Origin of the sequence: Sebaldella termitidis ATCC 33386 (genome assembly GCF_000024405.1) — a bacterium.
Taxonomy (GTDB): Bacteria; Fusobacteriota; Fusobacteriia; order Fusobacteriales; family Leptotrichiaceae; genus Sebaldella; species Sebaldella termitidis.
On sequence record NC_013519.1, the window covers coordinates 1 to 13,648 of the forward strand.

Sequence of the window (13,648 nt, forward strand, 5' to 3'; positions counted from 1 at the left end):
AAAATAGACTATTTATAGAATAAAAGCTTTATAAATCAATAGATTTTATCATATTGAAATAATAGAAAATATTAGAATTTAAGGAGACTTTATGGCGAATTTCGGAAAGGGGAAAGTGCTCACAGGAAAAAACCTGAAGGAATCACAAAAAAGAAGAGAAGCAAAGGGAGACAGGAGACCTGCCAAAAACAGACAGTTTACAGATGAATTATTCACTTATAAGCGTGGTTCTGTCTATAGAGGTAAGCAATATTGGATATTTGAAAATGATATTACCGCTTTTGATGTAAGTATATCAGAAGAAAGCTTTAAGAAACATACAGGTAAACTAAAAGCCAAAGAGATAAAAATCACAGCTAAGAGTAACGAAAAAGGGAGCCTTAGCTCAATCAAAAGCATTGAAATCATAAAAGAAAAATGATATTTGAAATAAAGAAAAAATGTGGTATAATAAGTTTGAAAACAATCTGAAATTGATTAAAGCAATTAAACTAAATAATTGCACGGTGAAAAAAAGCTGGACTATGGTCTGGCTTTTTTTATATAATAATTTAGGCTCTCACCGGGGCCTAATTAATTTCAGATTGGAGGAATGTTATGAGCAGACTCCTTGTCGTGATTATATTATTTATAATCATTACTAAAGTTGTGCAATAATACATTCCTCGCCCGCAAGGGCAATGATTGAAAGGAGGTCTAAAGAATGAGTTTTTTAGATAAAGAATTTAATAATTTTGATGGTAATTACTTAAAATTATTAGATTATATTTCTGAAATTGATGTCAGAATTTCAAAACTTGAAAATAGTAAGAGCAGAGAAAACCTTCAAAATGAGTTAACAAATCTCCTTATGAAAATTTATGTAATTTCTTCACATAAAATAATTCCAGAAAGAGATTACACAGAGTTAAGGTTTGGATTTAAAGTATTAGGAAAAAGGCTATTAGTTGAAGAAAACAATTTAACCTTTTCTGATATTTGTGAAGAAATTAAAGAATCGTATAATGTGAAAAATAACTTTATAAAAGACTATTTATAGCGATTTTATTGAGGTTAAACAGGTTTGATTGACCTGTTTTTTTATTTTTGAAAGTAGACTATTAATATTATCTATGGTATAACTGATTATAAATCTTTTGATGAAAGGGCCTTATAATTATGAAGCTGACCATTAAGGAATATATGGAAAAATATGGTGTAAAATCAAAACAGACTGTATACAATAAAATAAAATCTGGGGAAATAAAAAAGATTAAAGAAGGGACTAGAATATTTATTCTAGTGAAAGACAATAAACAAAATATAGACCAGGAAACAAATTCCGATATTCAAGAATTATTGAAAGGTATAAAGCAAGATAAGGAACAGTCAGAAGCTTATATCAAAGAATTAAAAGGGCAAATAAAAGATTTGAAGGCTGATAAGGATAACCTTAACGAAAGGCTTAGGGAAGCCAATATTTTAAATCTGAACAATGTTGAAGCTATCAAAAGCTTAACCAAAACATTGGAATTAAAAAATGAAACTGCAAAAGAATTAACACAATCTAAAAGATCATGGATAAGCAAACTTTTTAAAAGCAATAATGATGAAACTGAAGATTAGCCAAGTGCAAGGGACAGAAAGAGAGAAAATATGCCTATAAAATTTAAAAGACAAACTTCTAATTATAACCCTAAAGAGCATCCTGTAAAAGAAGGGACAAAAGATTTTGATTATGCTGTTCAAAATGGAATGAGCAAAGGACAAGCTAAAGGACAAAAGAACAACCTTGAAGTTAATAAAAATGACTTATACTATCGACAATTTTTAAACAGTAGAAATATAAAAGAATTTTCTTTTAAGGGCATTAGCTTAGGAATAACAAGAGAAGTTGCTTCTCATATTGCGAACCCATTACAGTTAGGTATAGACCTATTAGTGTTGGTTTTTATATTTTTTTTATACAAAAGAATTAAAAAGAAAAATAAAGCCCGTACATAAAGGTACTACCTTAGAAATCCAAAAACATACAGAAAATTTATAACAATATATCATCAGGGACGGCTAATTTTTCAGCCGTCCTTTTCAATTAACACCCATTTAGTTGAATTTTTACCGCTCAGTTTGAAATACACTGGTTATCAGAACGCAAAAATGCGTTTAGATATTTTAAGACGATTTTTTCGATTCATATCGTTTTGAATCTACAAGATCTAATTCATTGGATAAATTAAGACCATTAAACTAAAAATAGTTGATAATACCTTAGTGTGGTAAAAATCAACTATTTTTAGAATATTTATTCCTTAACGTGGGATTTCCGCGTTTTGTTGGCGGGAGCCCATTCAGAAAAGTAAAATATTACGTTTCTTAAATTTATTGGCATAATTACATGATATTATCGGACGTTATGAATGTTGTCGAGTTCCCCCCCTCATATCGATTTATTACTCAAACACTATCAAACTTTTTTCAAACAATTTACCCTACTAAAAATTTAGTACATTGATTTATAGGCTTTAAATAGCAACGTAGGTACACCTACACTAAAATATATTCTAATTTAAAACTTCTCCTCAAATTTGAGGACACCTAAAAATTAAGGAGTCCTATTTTTACTGGAATAAAATACTTTTTAGGCCCTTTTCGTGGTTATATTGACAAAAAGTATATTCAAAGTACTATAAATACTAATTCCATTTTTTAAAAAATAGTCTGGAAAGAATTCCAAAATTTTAGACCTTTTTTTCCATTTTTATACTTATCTAAAAATACAATAAAACCCTTTATTTAAATGAGTTATATTATATTTTCGTTCTAAATGGTCTACATGATTTAGTCAACGTAATACAGAATTATATTGACAATATAAAAAGTATGTGATACAATAATAATATAAAGGGTTAGATAGTATTATTTTTCAACTAATTCTTTTTTCGAAAAATGGCGTTTTTAGGGCAAAAAATCGTATTCAAAGACTTGATAATATTGACTTTAAAATACTTTAGAAATACTTTTTTGAGCCTTTTATGGAAAATCTTATATATTTTGACCTCATTTTTTGAAAATTTTGGAAAAAGGGGAGTGAAATTTTTATGACAGAATTACAAGAATTCAAACAGGAACTTATCCATAACGAACTTTCACAAGCAACCATATCAAGATACATGACTGATCTAAATCAGTTCATTGATAAAACAGGTATAAGTTCCAAAGAAGATATAAATAAGGCTAAGTTGCTAGACTATAAGGACTATCTTATAAATAACTTCAAGCCTGCCAGCTGTACCATTAAGCTGATCGGTATAAATAAGTTTCTGGATTTTATCGGATTGGATAACCTGAAGGTGAAACTTCCAAAGAAACAAAAAAAGAATGTGCTTGAGGATATGCTGACAGTAGCAGAGTACGAAAGACTGTTGAAGTATGCTGACAAGCTGGGAAAAGAAAAAATGTATTATATCATCATGACACTGGCCAACACCGGGATAAGAATCAGCGAGCTGGAATTTATCACAGTGGAAGCACTCAAAAAGGAAAGCACGAGCATAAAGAATAAAGGAAAGATTCGGGAAATTATCCTTCCAAAGAAATTAATAAAAGACCTTAAGGAATATTGCAAAAAGAATAATATAACTAATGGGCCTGTGTTTATTTCTAAGGCTGGAAACCCTATTGACATAACTTATATTCACAGAGAACTTAAAACTATAAGCGGACAAGCCCGGATAAAAAAATCTAAGGTTCACGCTCATGCATTCCGGCACCTGTTTGCTATCCAATACATGAAAAGAAATAACAACGCCTTATCATTGGCGGATATTCTCGGTCATTCATCACTGGAAACTACAAGAATATATACACAGCAAACTAAAGAGCAACACCAAAAATCTATTGATAATTTATTTTAGGAGGAATTTATGGCAAGAATAAGATTTGAAGATGATGAAAAAAAGATTCACACGATTGACACTGAAGACAGTCCTTACTTAGAAGAGCAGACTATTATCGGAGAAAACAATGACTACCTTGTTTTTTCGGTTTATTTTAAAGATGGAACGGAAATTAATGTTTCTGAAGAAGTATTCTACAAGTTGCAAAGCGCTGGACTGAAAATAAATAAAGATTCAAGAGTATGGTTTGACGCTTTTGACAAGCATAGCTATCTTATAAATTCTGATGAAAAATATACTTTAAGAGAAGACACTATCATTTCAAATGGAAGAAATTACACTAAATTTTATATTTACACGGAAAGTACATTTCAAGAAGTCGAAATATCTGAAAGGGTTTTCATTTGCTTAAGAAATAAAAAAATACCTGTGGAACATAATTAATATACCTCCTCAAATTTGAGGGAATCTACCGATAGATTTCAAATCTTGCAGTATGAAATCCTGAGTGACATTGAGGTACTCAGAAAATTTAAGTGACTAGATTCAATCTAGGGAGGTCTTCATAATGACGAACGGGCTAGATTTAATCTAGGTCGTCAAATCGGCTCATTTTTGAGCCGGTCGTTCTCTGCGACCCCCTAAGTCAAACTTAGTCACCTCGTGAAACACGAGGGAATTGAAAACAAAGGGATTGGAACCGGTACATTTGAAATGTAACAGTCTGTTCTTTAGCCTATGTCGCAAATCACGACAGAGGGGAGCTAAAAGCTGGGTGCACGTTTCGCTCAGTCAGCTATATCCAAAATTGGACTTATTTAACAAGCTCAACTTTGAGCCGATTTATCCAAAATTAGGTAAACCCAAAAATGGGTTAACCACAATTTAAATGTTTACATTTTCCCCTAATTGCTTTATTATATTGATAACCAAATCAAAATTACGACTGTTTTCAAATAGTCAGTTAATATACTCTTGGAAAGAATTAGGAGAGATAAAGAGATGACTAAAAAAGTAACGGCCAAAAGTGCCAAACTATTTACCGAAGGAAGAAAAGAAAAAATAATTTTAAAACCAGAAGATTTTGAAAAAGAAATCAAAGGTAGAAAAAAGAAACCCAAAACATATATAAATATGTGGAATGATACATTAAAAGCTTTCATTGATATTGATCTTGATATAAGGCTTATGTGTGATTTTATATTGATGACAGAAAAATATATAAATATTTTTCCTAATGTCTCCTTTTTAATAGATACTTTCCTCGCACAAATATTTACTATGGAAAAAATGGTGGTTTACGAAGATCATTCTAAAGGAAGTTACGAAGAAAGAGAATATGAAAAAGCTAATCATAAATTCACTGATCTTGTTGATAAATATATGAATTATTTATATGAATTAACAGGTATTTCGAATAAAATTTTTTATTCTATTGAAGATTTTAAAGCGGACGAAGTCGTCAGTTTAATGATGCCGTATGTAACAGCATATTCACATGCTAATACATTCAAAGAAATTATTATGTTTATTCATAATTTTAATGCCAGATATATTTTTTATGAAGATGCAACAGGTGATTACGGAGATACATTTAAACACTATATTTTAGAACCAGAAGAAGATAAAAGCCGAATAAAAAAATACGCAACCAAAGAAATACAAAACATTATTTCTTATCAAAAAAAAGATTTTAACAATCTGAATAAGTTATTTTTAGATAACGTTAGGAGGGCCTTTAGTGAAAGCTATTAAAAACCTATTACCTGAAGAAGATAAAAAAATAAAAAAAATAAATACAAGTAACAAAATAGTTAAACATAAAAAAACGAATACTTTGAAAGAAGAGTATCGCACCTTGATGAGTAATATATTAGTCAATGAAAGCTCGTATAATTTGAAATTATTATCTACTTTTAATCCTGAAAAAGATGAAGAATTCGAAGTCGAAAGCAACAATATAAATCTTAAAATAAAAACCTCGGATCTTTTAGGAGAACAAAGAATCTCAAGATTTAACGATACCCAGTTAAAAATATGGGATTATATTCTAACCAAAGCTAATTTTTCTCTAAAAACTACAGAAATAAAAAGTCAATTGACTATTAATTTAGCTGAATTATGTGATTTTTTAGGGTTAACTTTTCAGACACGTAATATAGAAAAATTAATAAATGACTTAAATTTAATGTCAACAGTCAAACTAAAATTTAAATATAAAGGTGTTGACGCAATCGGGAATCTTTTCACTAATAGTGCCATAACTAAAAAAAGCGAAGTAATAATATCGTTAGGTTCTTGGATTGAAACTATTAAACAATATAAAGAGCTTCAAAGTTACATGCTTGTTAATTCTAAAACTTATACTAACTCTAAAACCAAAAGTGGAAGTGATCCGCACTATATTGTAAGCAGAAAAATACATGAAATTTATAAAAATAATTTCAACAAACATAAAAAAATCATTGCCGAAAAAGGACAATATGAAATAGTAATAAGTGCAGAAACTTTTATTAAATGCTTATGTTGGCCACTTTCTTCATTAAAAAAAGATACTAAAAAATTCCGGAATAAATTAATAGATATATTTAAAAAATTAGAACTTGAACAGCAAATTAATTTTGATATTATAGATTGTAATGTGAAAGGTCTCAATAATTTTGAACTTTTTTTTAGGAGTAAATTTGTATTTTATAGTGATGTTCTTTACAAAGAATACAAAGATAAAGGCTATAATTAAAAGGTGCATTTGATGTACCTTTTTTATTTAAAATATAAAAATTTTTATAACTAAATAATGTTACTTGCGTCGGAAATAAGGCAACACCATTTTTTTTAGTAGTTTGAGGTTTTTTTGTTTTGCTATTTTAAAAAAGTATAATTTGACATAAATCATTTGAAATTCAATATTTTCAATACTTAGCATATTTTTGTTACTTGCGTCGGAAATAATGTTACTTGCGTCGGAAATAATGTTACTTGCGTCGGAAATAATGTTACTTGCGTCGGAAACCCTTTTTAGCAAGACCTTTATTTACAGTATAAAAAACGACTGTTATTTTTCTAATATATTTAAAGTACTTAAAGTACTTAAATAAGAAAGGCCCCCATTTTGACAATGGGGTCTTTCTCTTTTATACTTATATTAAATTAAAAGAAAGGAAGCCTTTTCATGAAGTATAAAACCTTAACAGAAGTAATAACTGATATTGAGATAATGGACTATATAAATTATTTCAATGAAACAGGAGTTATACAGGGAACTATTAAGAAAGTCGGGCAAGGTTACCGAATAGAGCCTAACCCATTAACACAGTCACATGACAGTTTTAGTATCAATACCAAAACAAACTTATTCAAATGCTTCTCTACAGGAAAGACAGGGAATATATATAATTTGTTACTTGAATTAAAACATAGTCATGATGAAGCAATAGATCTACTGAATGAGTTCCTAGAACAAAAAAATATTCAGATAAAAAAAAGTGGCCAGTCTGATGAAAGAGGAAGCCCGGAAGAAGAAAGCAAAAAAGACAATGAAGGAATACCTGTAAAAATGAGTTTTAAGCCACTTTATGATGAAGGGGCAAGAGAGATAAGCAAAAATAAAAAAAATCTCTTTACAAGCAGAGGAATAAGTCGAGAGGTGCAAGAAAAATATAAACTCGGATATATTTCAAAAGGTTTCAAAGAAATAGTCAAAGCTTATAAAAATCAGTATGGAGAAAAAAGTCCCTTTGCCGAAAAGGCTAGCAAGAACTTAGACAATTATAAATACCTAATACCTGTATCAGATGATTATTTCTTTTTACGCTCTGATAATTCTGATGTAAAGCCAAAGGAACATAAATTAACAGGTTATGCATCAAAGCTATTCAACGAAAGATACTTAAATATGAAAAATGAAATTATATTTATTTGCGAAGGTATATTTGATAGTCTAAGCCTTGAGGAATTAGGTTATAAATCAATTTCGTTAGGTGGAGTTACAAATCAAAATAAGCTGATCGAGCGGTTACACGAAAAAAATATTTTTGTTTTGGCTTTTGATAATGATGATTCAGGAAAAGCGGCTACAAAAAGTCTGTTAGAAAAAATTCAATCAAAAGGTCAAATATCAGTTATATTTGAATTTGATGAAAAGTATAAGGATATAAACGAGTATCTAATTGCAGACAGAAAGGGCCTTGAAAATAAGTTATCAGAATTTATAAACAGCCTTGACGACTACACAGAAAAACTGAAAAAGCCTGATTTAACAATATACAGGTTAGAGGAATACCTGAAAGAACTTGAAACTAACAAAGAAAAGCCAGCAATAAAGACAAATTTCGGGCCTTTAGATGATTATTTAAGCGGAGGACTACACACAGGCTTATATGTTATAGGTGCTGTATCAAGTTTAGGAAAAACAACCTTTGTAAATCAATTAACTGATGATATAGCTAAAAACGGTTATGATGTATTGTTCTTTAGCCTTGAAATGGGAAGAAATGAAATAATTTCAAAGTCTCTTTCAAGGGAAATGTTCAGAAAAGCAAAAGATAAAAGCCTGCCATTAAGTGCCTTAGAAATACAAAATTTAAGGTTTCACGGGATAGCGGACCAAATGAAAAAACAAAAAGAGCTATTGAGAGAAGCCATAAAAGAATATGGGAACTCCGCAAAGCATGTATCAATAATTGAAGGTGGATTTGATACGGGTGTAAATGAAATAAAAGAAAAAATAGAAAATTATATTTCTATGAATGAAACAAAGCCAATAGTGGTAATTGATTATTTGCAGATATTAAAGCAATCAAGTAATTTCTTTAGTGATAAGCAAGCAGTGGATCATAATATTACCCAGTTAAAGAAATTATCAAGAAATAATGATTTAGTTATATTTGTTGTATCAAGTTTTAACAGAGACAGCTATCAAACGCCTGTAAGCTTTGCGAGTTTTAAAGAGAGTGGAGCTATTGAGTATACAGCTGATGTGATTTTTGGCTTAGAACTATCAATTGTGAAAGGTTTTAGTAAGAATACCCAAAAGGAAGATAAAGAAAAGCTGATAAATGAAGCAAAAAGCAAGGGAGAAAGAGAACTTGACCTTGTGACATTAAAAAATAGGTTCGGTACTCCATATTTTAGAATAAATATGACGTATTACCCAAAGTTTAACCTGTTTTTGCACAAGAAAAGCGACTGGTAAGGTATGAAAAAAGTATGAAATGGTATGAGTGGGTCAATTTAAAAGGCCCATTCATACTAATAAAATAAATATGAAAGAGGTTTTTTATGGATATGAAAGAATTATTTGAAGAGATCTATTTTGAAGTTTTATTTGATAATGTAGATTATAAGAGATTGGCTCATGAAGGTAATGAATTAGTTGGAGTTTTAACAAAATATCCGGAATTTGAAAAAACGTTTGAAGCTGACAATGGAAAAGAGTTATTAGTTCAAAATGAAATGACAAGATATTTACTAAATACAGCAGATGTTTTCATTACAGCACATAAAGTAAGAACCAAACAGGACAAAAATCTTATATTTAAAGGCTTAAAGAAACAATTTGAAAGAGTAGAAAAGAAGTTCCGGAAAACAAACAAAGAATATTTATCAGAGCTTGATATTTATGAAAATGCAGACAAAAAATTCATGGAAGTAATCAAAGAGGAAGATAAAAAAATATATTGCAAATTATCAGATACTGAAGGTGATAGATTTTTATTAGAAATAGAAATAATGTTCAGAGTAATGAAGATTGTGAGTAAGTTTTTACTGGGAATAAATAAACTAAAAGGATTTGAAAATAATATAAATGATGCCAGCCAGCTATCAAATAATTAAATCCAAATCCTAAATAATTATATCACTTAAAAGGGGAATATGCCAAATGGAAAAATTGAAAGATATAAAAAAAAGCAATGATATAGTGAAGTTGTTCAGTTCCTTAATTGGAATTCCAGAAACAAAAGTAAGTGTTAATATAAATTTTGAGGGATATGGAGATCTTCAGAAAAAAATATTTAATCAATTATTAGACAACGCCATGAAGTATTATATAACTGGTGGTGAAGAGTATGAACGATTGGAGATAATTCTTAAATCATTTTGCAAATCTTTAGGGCTTGAAATAACAGCCGAGAATCAAAGAAGGATCGAAGATAATATTATAAGCCTGTCACAAATGAAAATAGCTTTTGAGTATGTTATAGACAAGGGCGAAAAAGGCAAGGCTTGGTTTCCTTTATTCATTATAACTTCAAGAACGCATATTGATAAAGTATCTGAACTTGTATCTATAGTTTTCAGTAGTTGGAGATTTATAGAAGATTATATTTCAGAGTAAAAGGGAGACATGACAATGAATGAGCTAAATAAGGCATTATCTTTATTTGATAATATAGTGAACCCTGTAGATCATGAAAAACAAAAGATATTAGATGAGTTGGAATTGATGAAAGACCATACAGATGATAAATTTATAAAGCAGGGTTCCTGGATAGAAAAAAATTTTGATAAGGCTAAACCTGAACATGTAAGGGCCTTGTTAGATAATGGAATACTACTGGTTAAGATAAAAAAAGAGATCGAAAAAATAAGGAGTTAGCCGGCTGGAATTTAAGCTTACCCTCTGTCGCAAATCACGACATAGCTCAAATTTGAGCTTTCTTGAAAACATAGGCTTTATATGGAGTAACGATTCGTTACCCCATTGAAAATACTGATCTTGAAAGGGGTGTCTAAAATGTTCGCCCCTTGATATGATCATATATTTAAGACATTGCCGAAACGTCGTAAAACACGACGCAATTGAAAATACTAGGTTAGTGGATATAATAAAAGGGCGTCTTTTGGAGAACGCCCTGAAGCTTAAAAGAAACTATTTGTTGTTAGTGGTTTTATAAATTGTACTAATAGTGTATATACTATACCTAAAACTGCAATGCCGAAAAGTAAATTGAATAAAAACATTACGTTTTCTCTTTTAAAAATAAGTCTATATACAAGAAATATAAATCCTCCTATGATGAGAATTAATAAACCTTGTAAAAATAAGTTAAATAAATTTGCTAATGACATAATAAAGGCCCTCCTTTTAATTTATTTCTATTATAGGAGAAAAAAACAGAGAAATCAATTTATTATTAATTTTAGAAACCCCAATTTTGGGTTTTCATATTTTCGAGGACTCTTACCCAAAAAAGTAATAGCTATATGCTTGAATTACTTTGTGACATTCAGACATAATCAAATAAGGCGGTCACAGAGAGTGATTAGTTAATTTTAGCCTTCGACATTGTGGCGAACCTATAAAGAACGTAAGAAAAACAGCAATAGTTTTTAAAATTCTGAATCAATTCAAATGATTCAAAAATTTTCAGGGAAAAGGGAGTAACAAAATAGAACCCCCTAAGTCAAACTTAGGCAGTTATAAAACTTAAAAATTTTCGATTTAAGCAATTTATTTTTATTAAACCATGTTCAAGTAGTCAAAGTTATAAAAAGTTTCAAATAAGGCAAATTTGAAAGCCACAGAGTGATATAAAAACAAAAAAGGATAAAGATTTATTTATATGCATACTGGCAGCTTAAAATTTTGAAAGTAGGTGTGTGTATGAAAACGAAAAATTTTCTAATGGCAGTAATGGCAATATGTCTTTTTTTAGTCGGTCTGCCTATAGTAGTGAGATATGAAAATGTGCGAATAGTGCAACAATACAATTTAGACAAAACAGAAGTAACAGAGTTTGTAGATGATACAGGGGTAGTGTATTTAAAATACAAGGCAAGCATAACCCCAAAATTAGATAGTAAGGGAAACATAACCATCAGAAAGGATGTGAGATAATGGGAAATAAAGTTATAGAAACAAAGAATATTTTCAATGAAATGTGGAACGAAAAAGATTATCCAACTTTAGAACAGATATATAATTTATTTAGTAAGTATATCAAGGAAGTTTTAAAAAAAGAAGGAGGAGAAAGCTTTATAAAAGAAACTACAGGATTAAGTAACACAGAAAAAATTGATTTAGTAACCCAGCATATATTATATGCTTTTCTTGTGAGTGCTGGCAAAGATTATCAGGAATGGGAAAAGGCGAAGAAAGTAGATATAACAAAAGATATAAAAGTAATGGAGTATTTACTGAATTACCACGATAATTTACAAGGGTTCAAAGACACGGAAGATATTAACCCTAACTAGGCAGGAACAAAAATTCAAAATTTAGTTTTAGAGAAACTTTTTTGATATCAGACATAGAATTCTACCTTTTTGACTTAAAAAGCCTTATATGCTAAAATATGGGCGTATAAAAGGCATATCTCAAGACAAAACAAAGTGAATTTTTATAAGTTGATAAAATTGAAAAAATGAAGTTAAGAAAACTTAAGGTTTTGTCGAATGTAAACCAACTGGTTGGGAAAAATAATTAAAAACCAACCAGAATTAAGAACAATATTATAAGGTATTTGAGATTGATTTTAAAACCAACCACTTAAAGAATATTGAAGCAAAAAATGTACCCTTTTTATGCAACCTTGCACCCAATGATAAATAAAGGTTGCATTGATAAACAAAAGAGTTAAACCATTTTATATATAAGAAATTTAGAGAATACTGAAGCAAGAAAACAACCTTTTTGAAATAGAAACCGACCGGAACAAAGCCTTTATTTATAATAAATAGAATATATTTCCGACCGGTTAAACCAACCAACCGACCAACCATTTAAACCCTGGTCGGTTGGTAAAAACAAACAGTATTTATAAATGTTAGAAGCTACACTTGGCTACACTTTTTTTGAGACAAGAGGTTAACTCTGGCTATAGATTTTCTAAAATGGTTGGATAGAAAAAAATAGATATTTTTATAAGTAATTACAAGTAGATAGATATATAATTTTACCAACAAATGACACAAAAAGTCACAGAATTTGATTCCGAACGTTCGGTGAACGAACGCAAAAAAATGAACGTTTGAAAATTGTATTTTAAATCATATAATGCAATGCTTACGATCTAAAATAAAGATAGAAAATTATATATCAAGAAGTTATGTTTGGCTCTATTATTTTTCAAAATATCAAGAGACAAAATATGGAGACAGCGGGACAAAAAAAACAGGACAAAAGGACAAGAGACAACTTAACTTAAAACCTTTGATAATAAATAGTTTGAATAAAGTTATGTCTGCAATTTTAATCATACAAAAGCGGAGTATGAACTTGCAACCTTTAATGCAACCATGCATCTTATAAAATATATGGGTTGCAGTGTAAATAAGCGAATAGAGAGTATTCTGAATGGAATTTTATGGAACTTTTTGAGACAAAATAGGACAAAAAATAAGCCTAATTTTGAGTTTTTTTATAAATGCCTTAGGACTGTTAACCTTATAACCAAAGAGTGCTTTAAATGAAGAATATGAAAGCCTAAGGAAAGGGAAAGATATAATGACAGAAGAAAATAAAAAATTATATGACAAAATAAAAATACAGAAAGATTTTAAAGTGGAACAGAATGGACAGATTATAAATATCTTATTTTTAAATGGGTTCATCATATTTGATGATGTAAAAGTTAACCTTGATATGTATAATAATATCCAAACAGAACAAGACTATTTAGATTTGATAATGGATATAAAGAATTGTTTGTCATATACACTGAAAATAAAAGAATGCAGTTTCATGCAGTCCAAAACAAAAAGTATAGCTTAGATACTAATTAGAATAGATAAAAATATAAAATTATTGTACTGAATGTAATATATAGAAA

General features: G+C 29.4%; 15 protein-coding genes. All 15 read left to right on the top strand.

Annotated elements, in window-relative coordinates:
• Nucleotides 1-91: 91 nt before the first annotated feature.
• Nucleotides 92-421: a hypothetical protein gene (locus STERM_RS20855; protein WP_012863597.1), complete on the top strand. Its 330-nt coding sequence runs from the start codon at nt 92-94 to the stop codon at nt 419-421.
• Between the two features lie 282 nt (nt 422-703).
• Nucleotides 704-1,039: a hypothetical protein gene (locus STERM_RS20860; RefSeq protein ID WP_012863598.1), complete on the top strand. Its 336-nt coding sequence runs from the start codon at nt 704-706 to the stop codon at nt 1,037-1,039.
• Between the two features lie 119 nt (nt 1,040-1,158).
• Nucleotides 1,159-1,605, top strand: a complete 447-nt coding sequence (locus STERM_RS20865) for a helix-turn-helix domain-containing protein (protein ID WP_041311304.1) — start codon at nt 1,159-1,161, stop codon at nt 1,603-1,605.
• 30 nt (nt 1,606-1,635) lie between these two features.
• Complete coding sequence (locus STERM_RS20870) at nt 1,636-1,983, top strand: hypothetical protein (RefSeq protein WP_012863600.1); 348 nt, start codon at nt 1,636-1,638, stop codon at nt 1,981-1,983.
• 1,094 nt (nt 1,984-3,077) lie between these two features.
• The gene (locus tag STERM_RS20875) at nt 3,078-3,893 is read left to right on the top strand and encodes a tyrosine-type recombinase/integrase (RefSeq protein WP_012863601.1); all 816 of its coding nucleotides are present in this window, start codon (nt 3,078-3,080) and stop codon (nt 3,891-3,893) included.
• A 9-nt stretch (nt 3,894-3,902) separates the two neighbouring features.
• Nucleotides 3,903-4,319, top strand: a complete 417-nt coding sequence (locus STERM_RS20880) for a hypothetical protein (RefSeq protein ID WP_012863602.1) — start codon at nt 3,903-3,905, stop codon at nt 4,317-4,319.
• Nucleotides 4,320-4,877: 558 nt separating this feature from the next.
• A complete protein-coding gene (locus STERM_RS20885; RefSeq protein ID WP_012863603.1) occupies nt 4,878-5,630 on the top strand; it encodes a hypothetical protein in 753 nt (250 codons plus the stop codon).
• Nucleotides 5,617-6,615, top strand: a complete 999-nt coding sequence (locus tag STERM_RS20890; protein ID WP_012863604.1) for a hypothetical protein — start codon at nt 5,617-5,619, stop codon at nt 6,613-6,615. Before STERM_RS20885 ends, STERM_RS20890 begins: the two co-directional genes overlap by 14 nt.
• A 657-nt stretch (nt 6,616-7,272) precedes the next feature.
• Nucleotides 7,273-9,069, top strand: a complete 1,797-nt coding sequence (locus STERM_RS20895; protein ID WP_169305435.1) for a DnaB-like helicase C-terminal domain-containing protein — start codon at nt 7,273-7,275, stop codon at nt 9,067-9,069.
• Between the two features lie 92 nt (nt 9,070-9,161).
• On the top strand, nt 9,162-9,710 hold the full coding sequence (locus STERM_RS20900; protein ID WP_147289507.1) for a hypothetical protein: 549 nt from the start codon (nt 9,162-9,164) through the stop codon (nt 9,708-9,710).
• Between the two features lie 46 nt (nt 9,711-9,756).
• The gene (locus STERM_RS20905) at nt 9,757-10,212 is read left to right on the top strand and encodes a hypothetical protein (RefSeq protein ID WP_012863607.1); all 456 of its coding nucleotides are present in this window, start codon (nt 9,757-9,759) and stop codon (nt 10,210-10,212) included.
• Between the two features lie 15 nt (nt 10,213-10,227).
• On the top strand, nt 10,228-10,473 hold the full coding sequence (locus STERM_RS20910) for a hypothetical protein (protein WP_012863608.1): 246 nt from the start codon (nt 10,228-10,230) through the stop codon (nt 10,471-10,473).
• A 1,008-nt stretch (nt 10,474-11,481) separates the two neighbouring features.
• Complete coding sequence (locus STERM_RS20920; protein ID WP_012863610.1) at nt 11,482-11,715, top strand: hypothetical protein; 234 nt, start codon at nt 11,482-11,484, stop codon at nt 11,713-11,715.
• Nucleotides 11,715-12,074 (top strand): hypothetical protein, encoded by a 360-nt coding sequence (locus STERM_RS20925; protein WP_012863611.1) that lies wholly within the window; start codon nt 11,715-11,717, stop codon nt 12,072-12,074. Before STERM_RS20920 ends, STERM_RS20925 begins: the two co-directional genes overlap by 1 nt.
• Nucleotides 12,075-13,323: 1,249 nt before the next feature.
• Nucleotides 13,324-13,590, top strand: coding sequence for a hypothetical protein (locus STERM_RS20930; protein WP_012863612.1), 267 nt, complete (start codon nt 13,324-13,326; stop codon nt 13,588-13,590).
• The last annotated feature ends 58 nt before the right edge of the window (nt 13,591-13,648 follow it).

Bases quoted from the DNA above. Each gene is read 5' to 3' on its own strand.
- STERM_RS20900 (WP_147289507.1), top strand. From the start codon at position 9,162: ATGAAAGAATTATTTGAAGAGATCTATTTTGAAGTTTTATTTGATAAT.
- STERM_RS20860 (WP_012863598.1), top strand. From the start codon at position 704: ATGAGTTTTTTAGATAAAGAATTTAATAATTTTGATGGTAATTACTTA.
- STERM_RS20855 (WP_012863597.1), top strand. From the start codon at position 92: ATGGCGAATTTCGGAAAGGGGAAAGTGCTCACAGGAAAAAACCTGAAG.
- STERM_RS20905 (WP_012863607.1), top strand. From the start codon at position 9,757: ATGGAAAAATTGAAAGATATAAAAAAAAGCAATGATATAGTGAAGTTG.
- STERM_RS20870 (WP_012863600.1), top strand. From the start codon at position 1,636: ATGCCTATAAAATTTAAAAGACAAACTTCTAATTATAACCCTAAAGAG.
- STERM_RS20920 (WP_012863610.1), top strand. From the start codon at position 11,482: ATGAAAACGAAAAATTTTCTAATGGCAGTAATGGCAATATGTCTTTTT.
- STERM_RS20865 (WP_041311304.1), top strand. From the start codon at position 1,159: ATGAAGCTGACCATTAAGGAATATATGGAAAAATATGGTGTAAAATCA.
- STERM_RS20930 (WP_012863612.1), top strand. From the start codon at position 13,324: ATGACAGAAGAAAATAAAAAATTATATGACAAAATAAAAATACAGAAA.
- STERM_RS20875 (WP_012863601.1), top strand. From the start codon at position 3,078: ATGACAGAATTACAAGAATTCAAACAGGAACTTATCCATAACGAACTT.
- STERM_RS20910 (WP_012863608.1), top strand. From the start codon at position 10,228: ATGAATGAGCTAAATAAGGCATTATCTTTATTTGATAATATAGTGAAC.
- STERM_RS20925 (WP_012863611.1), top strand. From the start codon at position 11,715: ATGGGAAATAAAGTTATAGAAACAAAGAATATTTTCAATGAAATGTGG.
- STERM_RS20885 (WP_012863603.1), top strand. From the start codon at position 4,878: ATGACTAAAAAAGTAACGGCCAAAAGTGCCAAACTATTTACCGAAGGA.
- STERM_RS20880 (WP_012863602.1), top strand. From the start codon at position 3,903: ATGGCAAGAATAAGATTTGAAGATGATGAAAAAAAGATTCACACGATT.